Origin of the sequence: Streptomyces rishiriensis (genome assembly GCF_030815485.1) — a bacterium.
In the GTDB taxonomy this organism is placed as follows: domain Bacteria; phylum Actinomycetota; class Actinomycetes; order Streptomycetales; family Streptomycetaceae; genus Streptomyces; species Streptomyces rishiriensis_A.
The window spans coordinates 338691-354152 of sequence record NZ_JAUSWV010000002.1; the positions used below are offsets into that span (position 1 = coordinate 338691).

At 69.9% G+C, this 15462-nt stretch carries 14 protein-coding genes; 8 read left to right on the forward strand and 6 right to left on the reverse strand.

All coding sequences use genetic code 11. The features are described 5' to 3' along the window. The first annotated feature begins 76 nt into the window (after window positions 1-76). Window positions 77-1147 (forward strand): BtrH N-terminal domain-containing protein, encoded by a 1071-nt coding sequence (locus QF030_RS03820; RefSeq protein ID WP_307161217.1) that lies wholly within the window; start codon window positions 77-79, stop codon window positions 1145-1147. Between the two features lie 209 nt (window positions 1148-1356). On the opposite strand, the gene QF030_RS03825 is transcribed toward QF030_RS03820, so the two are convergent. Beyond that, window positions 1357-2514 carry a bis-aminopropyl spermidine synthase family protein gene (locus QF030_RS03825; RefSeq protein ID WP_307161218.1) on the reverse strand — a complete coding sequence of 386 codons (1158 nt, stop codon included), beginning with the start codon at window positions 2512-2514 and terminating at the stop codon, window positions 1357-1359. After that, window positions 2511-2813, reverse strand: a complete 303-nt coding sequence (locus QF030_RS03830) for an acyl carrier protein (RefSeq protein WP_307161219.1) — start codon at window positions 2811-2813, stop codon at window positions 2511-2513. Before QF030_RS03830 ends, QF030_RS03825 begins: the two co-directional genes overlap by 4 nt. Before the next feature lie 121 nt (window positions 2814-2934). On the opposite strand from QF030_RS03830, the gene QF030_RS03835 reads away from it, so the two are divergent. The 3 genes from QF030_RS03835 (at window position 2935) to QF030_RS03845 (ending at window position 5796) form a co-directional block, all read left to right on the forward strand. Then, window positions 2935-3186 carry an acyl carrier protein gene (locus QF030_RS03835; protein WP_307161220.1) on the forward strand — a complete coding sequence of 84 codons (252 nt, stop codon included), beginning with the start codon at window positions 2935-2937 and terminating at the stop codon, window positions 3184-3186. A 448-nt stretch (window positions 3187-3634) separates the two neighbouring features. After that, window positions 3635-4813 carry an NAD(P)/FAD-dependent oxidoreductase gene (locus QF030_RS03840; RefSeq protein ID WP_307161221.1) on the forward strand — a complete coding sequence of 393 codons (1179 nt, stop codon included), beginning with the start codon at window positions 3635-3637 and terminating at the stop codon, window positions 4811-4813. Between the two features lie 74 nt (window positions 4814-4887). Further along, a complete protein-coding gene (locus tag QF030_RS03845; protein ID WP_307161222.1) occupies window positions 4888-5796 on the forward strand; it encodes an RNA polymerase sigma-70 factor in 909 nt (302 codons plus the stop codon). A 170-nt stretch (window positions 5797-5966) separates the two neighbouring features. Here the strand turns inward: QF030_RS03845 and QF030_RS03850 are convergent, their stop codons facing one another. The 3 genes from QF030_RS03850 to QF030_RS03860 all read right to left on the reverse strand — a co-directional run bounded on the left by QF030_RS03850 (window position 5967) and on the right by QF030_RS03860 (window position 8641). Continuing rightward, complete coding sequence (locus tag QF030_RS03850) at window positions 5967-6407, reverse strand: DUF3592 domain-containing protein (protein ID WP_307167457.1); 441 nt, start codon at window positions 6405-6407, stop codon at window positions 5967-5969. A 567-nt stretch (window positions 6408-6974) separates the two neighbouring features. Continuing rightward, window positions 6975-7658 (reverse strand): DUF4232 domain-containing protein, encoded by a 684-nt coding sequence (locus tag QF030_RS03855; protein ID WP_307161223.1) that lies wholly within the window; start codon window positions 7656-7658, stop codon window positions 6975-6977. Window positions 7659-7741: 83 nt separating this feature from the next. Next, a complete protein-coding gene (locus QF030_RS03860) occupies window positions 7742-8641 on the reverse strand; it encodes a PIG-L deacetylase family protein (RefSeq protein WP_307161224.1) in 900 nt (299 codons plus the stop codon). 283 nt (window positions 8642-8924) lie between these two features. On the opposite strand from QF030_RS03860, the gene QF030_RS03865 reads away from it, so the two are divergent. The 3 genes from QF030_RS03865 to QF030_RS03875 all read left to right on the forward strand — a co-directional run bounded on the left by QF030_RS03865 (window position 8925) and on the right by QF030_RS03875 (window position 13837). Beyond that, complete coding sequence (locus QF030_RS03865) at window positions 8925-11222, forward strand: ATP-binding protein (protein WP_307161225.1); 2298 nt, start codon at window positions 8925-8927, stop codon at window positions 11220-11222. A gap of 428 nt (window positions 11223-11650) precedes the next feature. Next, complete coding sequence (locus tag QF030_RS03870) at window positions 11651-11953, forward strand: WhiB family transcriptional regulator (protein WP_307161226.1); 303 nt, start codon at window positions 11651-11653, stop codon at window positions 11951-11953. A gap of 639 nt (window positions 11954-12592) precedes the next feature. Continuing rightward, complete coding sequence (locus QF030_RS03875; protein WP_307167458.1) at window positions 12593-13837, forward strand: PP2C family protein-serine/threonine phosphatase; 1245 nt, start codon at window positions 12593-12595, stop codon at window positions 13835-13837. Between the two features lie 5 nt (window positions 13838-13842). Here the strand turns inward: QF030_RS03875 and QF030_RS03880 are convergent, their stop codons facing one another. Further along, a complete protein-coding gene (locus QF030_RS03880) occupies window positions 13843-14019 on the reverse strand; it encodes a hypothetical protein (RefSeq protein ID WP_307161227.1) in 177 nt (58 codons plus the stop codon). Window positions 14020-14385: 366 nt separating this feature from the next. On the opposite strand from QF030_RS03880, the gene QF030_RS03885 reads away from it, so the two are divergent. After that, window positions 14386-15222, forward strand: a complete 837-nt coding sequence (locus tag QF030_RS03885) for a YihY/virulence factor BrkB family protein (RefSeq protein ID WP_307161228.1) — start codon at window positions 14386-14388, stop codon at window positions 15220-15222. Window positions 15223-15462: the final 240 nt, after the last annotated feature.

The window sequence follows — 15462 nt, forward strand, 5'->3', positions numbered from 1 at the left end:
CTAGGGCTCGCGGGCGCCCTGCGTCAAGGGGGTCGCGGAAGGTCACGTCGGATTGGCCGGAACACAGCGGACGACGATGGACAACGAAGGAGCGGAGTTCTTGGAGCGGCAGAGCGCAGCGGACCGGGATTTCCTGGCACTTGACTGCATTTCGGCGACCTTCGGCATCACTGCGGCCTGGCTCGGTCACGATCCGAGCGTTCTGGGAGATCACTGGGGATACCATCGCAGGGCTGACGCCGTCGAATCCGAATGGCCCGTGGAACAGATCGGGATCCACCGCCGGACACCCGAGGAGATCCTGAGCGAATGGTACGGCCTGGCCGCCGACCATATTCAGCACGCCGACTCGCGACGAGCCGAGGAATACATTCGGGCCCAGCTGTCGGACGGGAATCCGGTGATCGCCTGGGTGGACACCTTCCACGTCCCCCACAGCTCCTTCCACGGCCAGCAGCATCATTCGCACCGGATAGTGATCCATCCCGGGGACGGCAACGGCGGGGAGAAGGCGGATGCGTTGCGGATCGTCGACCGCTATCAGGGGTCGCTCTTCGACGGCTTCATGGAGAGCGGCACGCTGCTCACCGCCATGTCCTCGGACGCGCTCGGAGAGGCCCGCAGGGGCGACCCGGATTGGCGGAACCGCACGGTGGTCCTGAAAGCCGGCCCGCTCGAACGCGGGGAAGCACACAAGGCGGCACGGAAGGAGACACGCGAGGAGAGGCAACAGGATCGGTTCCGTTCCGCCGTCGCAGGGAACGCGCTCTTTTCCACCGGCGCGGATCTGGTGACCGCGTGCGCCGACGCACTGCGCGCCACCCCGGACGCGTTCGCTTCGCTCAGTCCCGTGGGAACGATCGAGGTCAGCGCCTGGTTCGGTGAGTTGGCCAGCCAGCGCGCCCTGAACGCGCGCTTCCTGCGGGCCGCCGCCGAGACCTGCGCCCTCCCGCTGCTGGCCGATCGGGCCGCCGACGCGGAAGCCCTCTCCCGGCGCTGGGAAATGACCCGGAACTACTTCTTCCTGCGCTTCCGCAAGGGATCAGTGGCGGTACAGCGCATAGCCGATCTCATCACCGAGACGGTGACCCTGGAAAAGGAGTGGAACGCGAGACTACGGGAATCCCTCGCCGAGTCGGGCCGATAATCCGCCGACCCCGCGTCGAACGGTCCTGATGTTCTCGGTCCGCCGGGAGTCGCCGTGTGACAGACGCGTCTCGACACCGTCGGCGGGCCACCGCGGAATCCGTGCTCACCCGATGACCGGCCGGCTTCGGAAGGGAGTGAGTCCCCGCGGTTCACTCGTCACGCTCGCCAGCTTCACGGCGGCGCGTCCCGGGATCCCCTGACCGGCTTTCAGCCGCCGCTCACGGCCGGCACCGCGCTCTGCAGGAACCCGAGGTAGCGGCTCGCCAGCCGCCTGCTCGCCGGGCCGGTCTCGATCCGGGCGAGCGAGATGGGCCTGAGCTGCGCGTGCGGGAATCCGGGCTGGTAGAGCAACAGATCGGCGCCGGCGGGCCGCTGGGCGAGCAGTCTCCGCAGCCGTGCCCCGAGTTCCGTCGGGGAGGCGGCGTGTCGCGCCGCGCCCCGGGTGGCCTCGCCCAGGTCCGCCAGGACGGAGTCCTCCAGCAGCCCGTCGTCGCCGGGCAGGAGAGCGGTGACGGTGCAGTCGAGCCGGTCGAACATCCGCAGCACCTCCCGCTGCGCCGGCTCCCCGCCCTGGCCGGAACCGCTGCCGGCCCGGTACACGTCGAGATCGAAACTGACGTAGCCGACCGCACCCGCTCCTGACACGGTCGACAGGGCGGTCGCCACGAACAGGAAGAGACCACCGGGATCCTTCAGCCCGCTCACGAAGAACGTGTCCACGCCGGACAGATTCGGCCGGTCCCGGCGTACGTCGACGACGTGCGTGGTGAGGTCCAGGGCAAGGCGGTCCGCTTCCTCCCCGATGGACCTGAGCACCCGCTCGTCGGTGTCCGCGACATGCACGTGCCGTACACCGTCCGCCAGACCGATGGCCACGCCGAACATCTCGTCGTCGCCGAGTTGCAGCACCGTCCGGCCGTCGAGGTCGTCGTAGTAGTCCATGACCGCGAGCCGTCGCCGCAGCGAGGCGAAGGTGTCGAAGCTCTGGTGCAGCTCCGGGTCCGGTGCGTAGGTGCGCCGGGTGAGGACCTCGGCCAGGACATCCCAGTCGACGAGTCCGTCGGCGAGCGTGAGGTCGACCAGACCCGGCGCTCCGTCGTCGCGGGCGGCCGGGGTCCCGGCGGTGGTCCGGACCGTGCCGTCGGGGTCGACGCGCGCCGCTCCGTCCCGGCACAGCCGTGAGAGCACCCACAGCCCGGAGTTGACCGTCATGGGGCCACGGACGATGTCGTCGAGCCGCCCGCCGCCCCGCGCGCGCTGGACGACCTGAGCCACCGCGCGCTCCGTGGCCCGCGGGTCGCACACCTCGTCCGGCCCCGCGTTCCGCAGGACACCGGACCATTCGGCGTGTTGCCCTGCACTCACCGCCCGTCCCCGGCTTCCGCCTGCCGCGAGGCGACGTAGGCGACGATTTTCTCCAGGGTGGAGAAACGGTCGACGACGAGATCCTCATCCGGAATGGAAATCCGGAACCGCTCCTCCAGCCGGTTCAGGAACTCCAGCAGCTGCAGGGATCCCAAAGCGAGGGAAAGCAAATGCGCATCGGGCGCGATCCGCTCCGGTTCGAATGTGTCGTCGACCGATTTCAGAAGTGTGGATACGTCATAGAATAATTCATTCCGCTGATGACTCGTCACACCGACATACTTGCTCGGGGAAATCATTGGCCAAACATGAACAGATTGTTTCAGAAAGGCCTCCCCTTCTTGATCGCGTACGGACTACCCTGGCCGGTACGGGGGCGCAGTCGTCGCCCGCAGGCCCCACAGCATCGAGGAGCAGCCCGTGAACGACCTTTCCTACAGCGACTTCGAATCCGTGCTCCGCCAGTCGCTCCCCTTCCTCGACGAGGAGACACCCGTCGACGCGCATGCGAGTCTGACGGAACTGGGCCTGGATTCACTGACGTTGCTCGGCCTGGTGGCGGAGCTGGAGGACAGGTTCTCGGTGGAACTGCCGGACGAGATGCTGGTCATGGAGACCTTCGAGACACCGTCGACCCTGTGGAGCAGTCTGTCGAAGCTCCCTCGCAGCTGAGCGTGCGCCCGGCGAACCCACCTGTCCCCCAGGGCCGGTTGCCGTCCCTGGGAGGGCAGGACCGGTGTCGGAGACGATCCGCACCTGGCACCCGCCCGTGGTATGGAGTCGGGAGCACCCCGGTGCGCGGCGCGGCCCGGGGCCTTCGGGTGGTGTGCGGCGCGTCGCCTCCGATCACGGACGCGGTTCGCCCGCGATGCCGTGGGCCGGCCGTGGAGGGCACCGCCCAGCGCGTCGGCGCGTTGGGCTGGGTGCAGGCGCATATCAGTCTGCGTCGAGGACCCCACGCTGAGATCGCTGGCGGAGTCCGGCTCCCTCGAGGGGCAGCACAACAGTGATCTGCATGGTGCGACGTGGATCACATCTGCGGCCTGTCACGTCCGCTGCGGGTTGCTTGTCCCATGGGCGTCACCGACACCGAAGCCGGTGCCCGACCCTGGGAGATCCAATGAACAACGGCCACCACATCGTCGTCCTCGGCGCCGGCTACACGGGCTTGTTCAGCGCCATCCGGCTGGCCCACCGCACCCGCCGAACCGGCGTGAAGATCACCCTGGTCAACCCCTCGAGCCAGTTCGTCGAGCGGCTGCGGATGCACCAGATCGCCGCCGGTCAGGAGCTGGCCGACCACCGGATCCCCGACTTGCTCGCCGGGACCGGCGTCACGTTCGTCCAGGGCACCGCCACCGCCATCGACCCCGAGGCCCGGCAGATCACCATCGGCGGCACCAAGGCTCTCGGGTACGACACGCTCGTCTACGCGCTGGGCAGCTCGACCGACACCGGCAAGGTTCCCGGCGCCGACACCCAGGCGTTCACCCTCAACAACCCGGAGATCGCCAGTCGGTTTGCCGCGCGCCTCACCGAGGTCGCCGCGTCCGGCGGCACGGTCACCGTCTGCGGCGGCGGCCTGACCGGCGTCGAGGCGGCCACCGAGATCGCCGAGAGCCACCCCGGCCTGGACGTCACGCTGATCAGCCTGGACGAGCCCGGCGGCATGATGGGCGCCAACGCCCGCGCCTACCTCTACGGCGCGCTGGACCGCCTCGGCGTCACTGTGGAGAGCGGCGCCCGCGTCACCAAGGTGCTGCCCGACGCCGTCGAACTGGCCGACGGCCGGCTCGTCCCCTCCGACGCCTGCCTGTGGACCACCGGCGTCAAGGTGTCGCCGCTCGCCGCCGACGCCGGGATCGCCACCGACGACCGCGGCCTCGTCCTGGTCGACGCCAAGCTGCGTTCCGTTTCCCACCCGGAGATCCACGCCATCGGTGACGCCGCCGCCATCCGGCTGGCCTGGGGACAGCTCCACGGCACCTGCCAGAGCGGCCTGCCCACCGCTCAGTACACCGCCGATACCATCGCGCGGCTCGTGCGCGGCAAGGCCGTCAAGCCCTTTCGCTTCGGCTACTTCCACCAGCCGGTCAGCCTCGGCCGCCGTGACGCCGTCATCCAGTTCACCAAGGCCGATGACACCCCCCGCCGTCTGCACCTCACCGGCCGGATCGCCGTCGCGTACAAGGAGACGGTCAGTGGCAGCCCGCTCACGACTTACCGGTTCAGCAAGCGTATGAACGTCACCACCATCGTCTCCAAGGGCGGCCGCGCCACCCGCAATCCCGGGGCGTGACGGGCGCATCGGCTCTCCCAGTGCCGCGGCCTCGGGCCTTGCCGCCCTGGTTACGGCGCTGGCAGCATGAGCCGATGGTCGACGCCAGGGACGAGCCGGACCCGTACCTCGAACACCGCAGGCTGCTGTTCGCCACCGCCTACCGCATGCTGGGCAGCGTCACCGACGCCGAGGACGTCCTCCAGGACGCCTGGCTGAGCTGGAGCACCGCGGACCGCGACACGGTTCGCCACCCCAAGGCCTACCTGGTGCGCACGGTCACCAACCTCTCGTTGAACCGCCTCACCTCGGCACGGGCGACCCGCGAGACCTACGTCGGGCCGTGGCTTCCCGAGCCCCTGCTGACCTCCCCCGACATCGCCGCGGAGACCGAACTGGCCGACAGCGTCTCCACCGCGATGCTGGTCGTCCTGGAGACCCTCAGCCCCGTCGAACGCGCCGTCTTCCTGCTCCGCGAGGTCTTCGGCTACTCACACGCCGAGATCGCCGAAACCCTCGACCGCCCCGAGCCGACAGTCCGCCAGATCGCGCACCGCGCACGCGAGCACGTCCAGGCCCGCCGCCCCCGCTTCGACGCCGACCGGACCCGGCGCCGGCAGGTCACCGCGCAGTTCCTGGCGGCCTGCGCGGGCGGCGACCTGAACGCCGTCATGGAACTGCTCGCCCCCGACGTCACCGCCTGGTCCGACGGCGGCGGCAAGGTCACCGCCGCCCACCGCCCCCTGCACGGCATCGACCGCGTCGCGCGCTGGTTCGTAGGTTTCCTGGCCAAACCCGAACTGGCCGCCCTGACCATGGAGCCGGCCATCATCAACGGCGAACTCGGCGTCCTGGCCACCCTCGGCGGACATACCGTCGGTGCCCTCTCGTTCGACCTCGTCGACGACCGCATCCAGAACCTGCGCTTCCAGGTCAACCCCGAAAAGCTCAGCGGCCTGACCCCCGACAACAGCTTGGCGCTGCCCCGAAGCGTTCAGCCGTAAAGCATGACCGGCGGGACCCTGGACCGGGACGAGCCGTCCAGGAAGGCCGCAGCCATTCGCCTACGACGCCGAAAGGGCCTTTGCGGATCGCATCGTCGATGCGGCCGGCAAGTTTGGTTCGGCCAGTCTGGGGCGATGAGCGGCAGTCCGGTCTTCAGATGCGGAGGGTGTCAGTGCATCGAGTCCGAGTTCACGACGACGATGAGGAAGATCGCAAAGGCGATGAACACGGTAATGAAGAGCAGGGCGCATCCCGTGCTCGCGGCGAGCTTCCCTGGGGCAGGGACCTTGGCGGTGGCGCGTTCGGGGCGCTCCGGCAGATAGTGCACCGTCACGATGTCACTCTCGACCCGGGTCGACGGCCCACCTGTCTCGTCGAACCGGATGACGCGCCCGTCCCGGGTCATGAACTCGTAGACGTGGTGCAGCGTGGTTGTCACGCTGTCTCCACTGCGGCTGGTCGTCGTGTATGACCTGATACACCGTGCATCCGCCGTGATCCCGCTGGACCAGGCCCTGCTGACCTGACGGGAACGGCGGAGCACGACGACGGCGCCGTACACCGCAAGGGCGATCAGAAGAAGGGGGACGATGCTGAACAGAACTGCCACGGGATCCCCCCAGGTCGTACCGCTTGCCTTAATGATCGGTGCGTCGGCCAACGTACCCGGAGGGCCCTCGGATCCATTGCGAAGCAGGTCGGACCTCCCGCATGTTCACGCTGACGGCCTGTTGTCGCGATGCCGACCGGGTCTTTTCCGGAGTCGTCGACACCTCGGTGCTCACGTCGAAGGCTCGCGCGGCGGACGGCCGCCAGGTTCCGGCGAAGCGCGGTACAAGAGCGGCCCTTCATGAGGTACCGACTCGGCGTCTTCGGCAACCGCAGAAGGGAGGCGGCGGCCGCGGCGGCGCAGAGCACCGGGATGACCAGCGTGGTCCGCCGGTGGCCGCCGCCGGCCAGCCGGTAGCTGTCGCAGTAGGTCGCGGCGGCACGGCTTGGGGCGCAGCCGCGAAGGGCCCCACGAGATTGCCTCTCGTGGGGCCCTTCACCTCTGCCGTCTCGAATCAAGCGCCGGGTGGCCGATGCGCCGGCGAGCGCATCGGTCACCACGACTCCGCTGTCCTTCATGGGGCCGGGCGGAGAGGGGGCGACAGGGCGTCATGCCTCGCAGCGGGTCTCAGAAGTCATCGGCGCCATTGCGGAGTTCGGGGGTCCAGTATCCGGTGAGTGCCTTGGCCGGGTCTACGGCGATGCCGCCGCTGCCGGGCGCGGTGACCGCGATGACCGTGGAGTCGTCCTCCAGCATGACGGAGAACGCCGACACGGGTTCGTTGTCCTCGTCGACCCCTCCGTCCGACAGCTTCACCAGGGCGTAGGCGGGTGCGCCCGCCGCGAGCACGACCGACGTGGCAGGCTTGCTCTTGGCGACGGCCGCGACGTCCTGCTTGTGGCTCTCCAGGAACTGGATGCGCGGAAAGCCCGTCAGCCGGCAGGAGCGGCGGGAGGCGTTCTTCGCCGTGAGGACGAGGTGCGTGTACGGCGGGCCGTCCTGCGTGGCGGCCGTGACGGTGACGTCCTCCGCGGTGCAGACCGGGGTGGAGGCGGTCGCCTGCTCGCCGTTCGAACCGGTGGAACCCGAAGTGCCTTCGGAGTCAGCGGAGTTCGCCGGGCTCGTCGAGTCGATGGATTCCGTCGGACCGGAGGCACCGGCGCCCTTGCCGTCCGCCGTCTTCCCGGTAGCCGAAGAGGTCGCCGCAGAGGCCGACTCGGTGTCCGCGTCGCTCTGGCAGGCGGTGAGGGACAGGGCGAGGGCCGTAGCCGCGACAGTCAGCAAGGTGGAGTGGTGACGCAGGGTGTTCATGGAGGTTCCCCCGTTGGTGAGTGGTGTGGGGCCGCGGCTCGGTGCCGTCGGCCTTGGGTGATGTGGTTGGTGGTCCGCGGCGCTCAGTTGCCCTTGCCCGGCCGGTAGTCGGCCGGAAGCGTGTACACGAACTCGCGGGGATCGGCGTGCGCGGCCTCGAGCAGCTCGGGGACGCTGTGGTAGCCGAGCGCGTACAGGTTCCGGCTCGGGTCCCACGTGTTGTAGGCGTACATCGCGCTGCGCTTGGTCTTCATGTGGGAGCTGGGGATGTTCAGCACGTACGCCGCACCGTCCGCGCGCCGCTCCCGGGGGCGCCCGTACGCGTAGACGTAGTTGAAACGCACGTCGGAGATCGTGCCGTCGTTCATCAGGCGGTAGGCGACGTCACTGCACGCCTTGTGGGTCTCGGTGCCCTCCAGCCAGCCCGCGGTGAACTTGTGTGAGGCGCCGGGGTACCGCGCGGCCAGCGCCCTGACCTTCGCGTCGATCCGGGAGACGAGGCGGTCGTAGGCGGACGTGCTGTCGAACCCGTCGTCCACGACCTTGAAGTTGACGACCTTGTCCACGCCCAGCGCCTTCGCTGAGGCCATGAACTCGGCGGTCCGAGCCGCGACGATCTTGGCGGTTCCGTCGGTCGGCCAGTTCAGGTTGTGCCTGCCGCCCGCAGCACAGGGGTGCGGGCTGGACCAAGTGGTCAGGGGGCACGGGTCGGTGTTCATGAGCTGGGCCAGATCCGGGTTCCTGCCGTCGCTCACCAGCACGAGGTAGACGGGCCGGCCGGCAGCCTTGTGCTCCAGGATCGATCCGGCCAGACCGATCGCGTCGTCGTCCTGGTGAGGTGCGTAGAAGATGGCGGGCTTGGCGGCGGCCGACGCCGCCGGCGCCCGGCCCGCCTGGTACGCCACGGCGGCGGCCGTCAGCGCACCGGCTGCCAGAACGCTCCGCCTGGACACCCCACCGCTGTGCTCAGTCGTGCTGTTCATGCGAGATCTCCCCCATCAGTGATCACCGGCACGCAGGTGACGGTCGTTCGGCGGCGGGGTGGTCAGTGCGCCTCCCGAGCCCGCACAGGCTCCGCCCTTGGCGGATGCGTCCGCCGAGGGTTGGTCGCCGGGGCTGCGCAGGACCGGGGGCCGCCCCGCGTCAGTCCTCAGTCGATCACCTCCGGTCTCCGTCTCCCAGGCGGTTCTCCCGGCAGAAATGCCGTCCGCCATACTTCTGCCGGGGGCTCGCACAGGAAGAGCCGGACGATCGGGGACAGCAAGAGTGCACGGTGGCACGCCTCTCACGGGGGAGTTCGGGCAGCGATTGCGTCATCTGCGGGACGGCGCCGGACTGAGCCAGGAGGCGCTTTCCCATGCGGCCGGGGTGAGTGTCAGAGCTCTGGCGGACATGGAACGCGGACGGACCCGGGGGCCACAGCGCCGCACGGTTCAGGCCCTGGCCGAAGCGCTGGGACTGGACGACGGCGAGGCGGCGAACCTGGAGAAGTCCGCCGCCGAAGGCCGTCCGCGCCGCCGACCGGCCACCGGCACGGCCGTCCCCGTCACCTTGGCTCTGCCGCGTGACATCCAGGACTTCACCGCCCGCGCCCCGGCCCTGGCCCAACTGCTGGACCTGGCGCGCGACGCCGACCCGGGTCGGCCGATGGTCACCGTGGTCACCGGTCAACCCGGCCTGGGCAAGACCGCGTTCGCCGTGCACGCCGCGCACGGCCTCGCCCCGCACTTCCCGGACGGGCAGTTCGCCGTGGATCTGCGCGGCATGGATCCTGAGCCGACCGACCCCCGGGACGCGCTGACCCGGCTGCTGGGCGCGATGGGCGTCGCCGACGCAGCCATACCGGCCGACACCGACGACCGCGCCGGCCTGTGGCGCTCCATGGTCGCTGACAGACGGGTGCTCCTGCTGCTGGACAATGCCGCCGACGAGTCCCAGGTCATCCCCCTGTTGCCCGGTACCGGGACGTCGCTCACCATCGTCACCAGTCGTCACACCCTGGCAGGCCTGGAATCCGTCCACCGCAGCGATCTGGCGCTGCTGCGACGCGAGGAAGCGGTGGAACTGCTGACCCGCATCCTCGGCCCGGAACGGGTCCAGGCGGAGGCGCAGGCCGCACGCGATCTGGCCGGCCTGTGCGGACACCTGCCCCTGGCCGTCCGGATCGCCGGTCAACGGCTGCTGAGCCGACCGCACGAACGGCTGGGCAAGCTCGTCGCCCGCCTCGCCGCCGAAGGCCGGCGGCTGGACGGCCTCCAGGCCGGAAGCCTCCAGGTGCGCGCCGCCTTCGCACTCTCGTACCGGCAACTGCCCCCGGATTCCGGGACGTTCCTGCGCCGCGCCTCGCTCGCCGCCGGAGCGGACTTCAGCCCCGAGACCGGCGCCCTCCTGGCCGGCCTGTCCTACGACGAGGCGGTCACCTGCGCCGAGGAGCTGACCGACGCCGGACTGCTCCAGAGTGATGCGGACGCGGAACGCTACCGTTTCCACGACCTGCTCAGGCTCTACGCAGCCGAGCAGACCGAGGCGGAGGACGCTCCCGCCGTCCGCGACGCCGCCCTCGACCGGACGGCGCGATGGATGCTGCGCCGGGCCACCGCGGCCGCGCTGCACTTCGAGGTCGACAGCGACCGGGCCGCCCCGCACGGCGACCCGGACCCGGACGGCGCACCCACCGGTCGGGAACAGGCGCGGGCCTGGCTGGAGGCCGAGCGAGCCCAGTGGCTCGCCGCTTTGCGCCGGGCCCACGACACCGGCTGGCACCGGCAGGTTCTGGACACCGCGGAGGCGATGCACTGGTTCTCCGATGTCAACCAGCACTGGGAGCAGTGGGTGGAGGTGTTCCGGCGCTCCGCCGACTGCGCCCGCTCACTGGCCGACGGGCGCGCAGAGGCGGCCCACCTCAACTACCTCGCCTGGGCCTACAACCTCTGTGTCCACGACCCCCAAGCCGCCCTGACCACGGCTGACACCGCGCTCGTGGCGGCCCGCAAGTGCGGTGACGGGCTGCAAGAAGGCTGGGCACTCGGCTACGGCGCGGGCGCACTCCACCGGCTGGGCCGGGTGGAGGAGGCCCACAGCCGCCTGCGCGAGGCGGGCCGCTGCCTCGCCTCGCAGACCTCCCCGCAGGCCCGGCTGGCCGAACTGACGATCCTCAACAGCTTGGGCACCCTGCTGCGCCAGACCGGCCGGGCAGCGGAGGCCCTCGACATCCACCGCCGCAGCGAGCAGATCTGCCGCACGGGAATCCCGGGCCGCACGCATGAGCTGATGGCCTTGTACCACGCGGTCACCCGGCAGCAGATCGGCAACGACCTGGCGGCCCTGGAACGTTGGCACGAGGCCGAACCTCCGCTCCGGCAAGCGCTCGCGGACTTCGAAGCCGCGCAGATGCCGGCCTGGATCGAACCGGCTCGGCTCGACCTGGGCCTGGTCCTCACCGCCACGGGGCACCCGGAGGCCCGGGAGACGCTGCTCGCCGCCCGCGACGGCCTCGCCGCGCTGAGAAGCCCGCGACAGGTACAGGCCGCCGACGCACTCGACCGGTCCACCGCCGCCATGTGAGGTCCGCACGGCCCTCAAGCGGCGACAGGATCCGGCCGATATGGCCAACCGCCTCATTCTGATCCCCCGCACGACGTGGAGCACCGGATCCGTGCGGGCGCTACCCGCTCCGCCCCCCCCCAGCGCGGCGAAGGGCCCGGCCGACACCGACAAAGCAGTCCGAAGATCAGCAGATCGGCCGGGCCATGGCGACCGGGCCATGGCGACGCGCTTGCCCAGCCACGGGAGGCCGTACAGAGAACCGATCGCAGGTACGGAACGTCACCAGCGGCCCGGCCCGGCCAGCCCACCTACGCTCATCCGCTGCACCCTCTAGTGCACATCCGGCATATAAGTTTAATATGCATTAAACCTCTGCCGGGGCTGCGGCGCCGCCGTGCGCCGTATCCGTCGCTCGCCTGCCTACGGGCGGCCGTGAGAGGTGCATCATGACCGGTTCATGCCGCGGACACCCGGCGACTCCGGACTGGCGCGATCAGGCCGCGTGCGCCGGAGAAGATCCGGAGATCTTCTTCCCCGTCTCGGACCTCGCAGCTCCGGGCACCGAAGCCTCCCTGGCCCGAGCCGTATGCCGACGCTGCGCCGTACTCATCGCCTGCCGCACCTGGGCGCTCGAACACGGCGAGGACGACGGCATCTGGGGTGCCACCACCGCCGCCCAACGCCGCGCGATACGACGCGCAACGATGGAGCCGCCCAATACGCATACGAAGGGGCGCCACGGCGACTAGCGAGTAGTTCCGCATGCGGGATTCCCGGACGGAGGGAGGGTGTCCAACATCGGGCTGCGACGACCGATTCAGGCCGCAGGCAGAACATCGTGCGGGTGCCCCGGGGCCGAAGCTCCGTTCCACCGCCGAGCACGCACATGCGCCGTGCCGAACGGCGCGTTGACCAGCCCGAGGCCCGGTCCCTCGGATGCACTTCGAGCCCAGCGGCCAGACGTACGGCATCAACGGCAGTCACCTCGTGACACTCGGCCGCACCGAGCTACATGCACCGTGCTGCACTTCCTCACTACTCCCGTCAGGCCTCGGGTCCCGCGGCACCCGGCATGGTCGACGCCCGCGCCGGAGTGCTGGGAACTGTGACAAGTCGGGCGACTGCGAGGCCTGGGCGTTCCACACGGCGGCCGTCCCTTTGGGAGTGGTCGGCCGACAGGTGCATCTGCAGGAGCGCTGTGATGCAATGTGACATCTGCCCGGCACCGGGCCCGCCACCGGGCTTGGCGCCGGCTTCCTTGCGCAACCGGGACAGAGCCTCGAACGTCAGGCGAGCAGCGAGGAGTCACCGTGACCGCATGTGAGCCTGCCGGGGACGGTGGGCCGGCCACTCGTACTTATGAGAACGGGCATGGCCGAGGCAGGGCGATGACTCTGGCGGAGGCGCTGGAGGCGGCGGAGGCCGCAGCGCCCGTGGAGTCGCTCGACGTGGTTGCGCGCATGCTCGCGGAGCGCCTCGGAGCGGCGTCCGTGTCATTCCTGATCACCGATTTCACCGGCGGCTCGGTCGTACGGCTGGGGGCGGCGGGCAGCGTCGAGACAGCTGAGCCCGCCCAGCGCATCACGCTGCGGGGCACCCTCTACGACGACGTGATCCGCAGCCAGCGGCCGAGCGTGGAGGACAAGGGCGAGGGCGCACTGGTGCGGATCGTCGCCCCGGTGACCAACCGCGGGGATGCCATCGGGCTCCTGGAACTGTTCCTGCCTGTGATGCCGGACGCGGAAGTGATGCGGGAGATCGGCGAGACCGCGCACGCTCTGGCGTACATCGTCATCGCGAACCGGTCCTTCACGGACGTGTACCAGTGGGGCCGCCGTACCACCCCGCTGAGCCTGGCCGCGGAGATCCAGCACCGTCTGTTACCGGCGTCCCTGGCGTGTGAGGCGGCGCAGTTCGCTGTCGCCGGGGCACTGGAGCCAGCCGACCACGTCGGTGGTGACACCTTCGACTACGTGATCGACCGGGACACGGTCCAGCTCTCCGTCACCGATGCCATGGGGCACGATGTCGACGCCGCGCTGTTGGCCACCCTGCTGGTGGGTGCCCTGCGCCGGGCACGGCGGGCCGGTGCCGATCTCGCCGAACAGGCATGCCAGGCCGACAAAGCCATGCGCGAGCACGGCCGCCTGGGCTATGTCACCGGCCAGCTCCTGCGCATCAGCCTGATCGACGGCAAGACCGAGTTCATCAACGCCGGGCACCCCTGGCCGCTGCGGATGCGGGACGGACAGGTGCGGCAGATCACTCCGAAGATCGATATGCCGTTCGGCTTCCATTTCCCTCACACCTACCGGGTCCAGTCGCTGGATCTGCGGCCTGGAGACCGGCTGGTGATGCTGACCGACGGGATGCTCGAGCGCAACGCCAACAGTCTCGACCTTGCGGACCTGCTCGTCCACACGCGCGCGCTGCATCCCCGCGAAGCCGCCCGCACCCTCATCGCGGCGATCGTCGAGGCCAATCACGGCCACCTGCAGGACGACGCGACTGTCATGTGCCTGGACTGGCACGGCGTCGGCCAGTCCCAGCGTGACGCCGACACCGGAGCCGACCTCGCCGAAGCCTCCGCACCGTCCACGGACCGGGCAGAGCGGGGGGCTTTCCCAGGGTGACCGCGTCACCGGCGCAGGCGACTGCGACGGCGGCCCGGACGCAGGCCGGGGAGGACGAGGTCGGCGGCCAAAACCACCACACCGTCGACCAGCAGGTGAGACAGGTCCTTCGCCGGCACTCCGACGACGCCGAGCACGATGGCGGCAAAGACCAGCGGGACGAAGAGAGCCCTCCGTACCACCCCATGGTGGAGAATCAGTGGCCGGCCTTCGGGGGGGGCAGGCCGGGAGCGGCTACAGCGACCTGGCGACCGTGTCGAGCGGGTCGCTGTAGCCCGATCCAGGTCGCGCGTCGGTGAGAGAGGCGTGCCGTGCGGGGTAACGTACGAACGGCTCGCCGGGGAAGGCTGCCTGCGAGAGCCGGACAACGGCGTATGGCACGAGGGGGAGGCGCCCGCCTGATGAGCAACTCGCCAACGCCTGCGCGGGAGCCGGGCGGTGCCGGCCGCGCACCGTTGCCCCGGGCCGAACCGGGGCTCCCTGCACACCGCTCGCAGACACACCGGGCAACCACACCGCTTCTGCGGCCCCCGACGTATGCGCGCGATATGCCGGGCTGGCACGACACCGTCACCGCTCTGCGGCGGACACCCGCCTCGGTGTGGAACGACAACGTGACCGACTTCGCTGCCGCACTCACGTATTACGCAGTGCTCGCGCTCTTTCCCACGCTCCTTGTCACGGTCTCGCTGCTGGGAGTCGTCGGCGCCTCGACCACCGACAACCTGATCAGTAACGTGATCGCTGTCGTGCCGACCGAGTCCCGCCCCGTCATGCAGAGCACGTTGCAGGGCATGGCGGCACAGCACGCGGCTGCTTGGACCTTGGCCGTATTCGGCACGATCGGCGCCCTGTGGTCCGCTTCCAGCTATCTGGGGGTCTTCCGCCGAGCCCTGCACGCCATGCACGGCATCGAGGACCTGCGCCCGGCGTGGCGGACGGCACCGCGGCTGGTGTTGACCGCCATGGTGCTGCTGATGCTTCTGGTTTCCAGTGCCCTGGTGCTCATCCTGACCGGCGAAGCGGCGCACACCGTCGGCCGGTTCATCGGCATGGGCAGCACGGCCGCCACCGCATGGAACGCGCTGAAGTGGCCGCTGCTGCTGTGCCTGGTCGCCGTCTTGGTGCTGGTGCTGTTCCGTTCAGGCCCGGCCGGAACGCGTGGGGTGCGACAAAGGCTGCTGGGGGACGCTCTGGCCGTGGCCTTGTGGCTCGTCGCCTCCGCAAGCTTCGCCCTCTACGTCTCGCACGTCGGCACGTACAACCGGCTGTACGGATCGCTCGCCGGCATCATCGTCTTCCTGGTGTGGCTGTGGCTGTCCAACCTGGCCCTCCTCACCGGGGCCCAGTTCAACGCGGAACTGGCCAGAGTCCGCCGTCGATGATCAACAGGGCATGAGCTGTTCAGCCCTCGTCCCGATCAGGCGGGCATTCGATTCCCCCGCACCCAGACGCTCCCCCGTGCGAAGCGACGACCCGTACGCCGGGCACCGTGACCGGCGCCACTGACGACCGCTGCCCGCGCGTCACGCCGCATGTCCCCTGGACGCCTCGCGCCCGCGGTAAGGGCCCGCACACCTGGGAGGCCGACGTCCGGCCCCCGACCGTGAGGACCCCCGCATCAG

Bases quoted from the DNA above. Each gene is read 5' to 3' on its own strand.
- QF030_RS03820 (WP_307161217.1), top strand. From the start codon at position 77: ATGGACAACGAAGGAGCGGAGTTCTTGGAGCGGCAGAGCGCAGCGGAC.
- QF030_RS03830 (WP_307161219.1), bottom strand. From the start codon at position 2,813: ATGATTTCCCCGAGCAAGTATGTCGGTGTGACGAGTCATCAGCGGAAT.
- QF030_RS03840 (WP_307161221.1), top strand. From the start codon at position 3,635: ATGAACAACGGCCACCACATCGTCGTCCTCGGCGCCGGCTACACGGGC.
- QF030_RS03845 (WP_307161222.1), top strand. From the start codon at position 4,888: ATGGTCGACGCCAGGGACGAGCCGGACCCGTACCTCGAACACCGCAGG.
- QF030_RS03855 (WP_307161223.1), bottom strand. From the start codon at position 7,658: ATGAACACCCTGCGTCACCACTCCACCTTGCTGACTGTCGCGGCTACG.
- QF030_RS03860 (WP_307161224.1), bottom strand. From the start codon at position 8,641: ATGAACAGCACGACTGAGCACAGCGGTGGGGTGTCCAGGCGGAGCGTT.
- QF030_RS03870 (WP_307161226.1), top strand. From the start codon at position 11,651: ATGACCGGTTCATGCCGCGGACACCCGGCGACTCCGGACTGGCGCGAT.
- QF030_RS03875 (WP_307167458.1), top strand. From the start codon at position 12,593: ATGACTCTGGCGGAGGCGCTGGAGGCGGCGGAGGCCGCAGCGCCCGTG.
- QF030_RS03885 (WP_307161228.1), top strand. From the start codon at position 14,386: ATGCCGGGCTGGCACGACACCGTCACCGCTCTGCGGCGGACACCCGCC.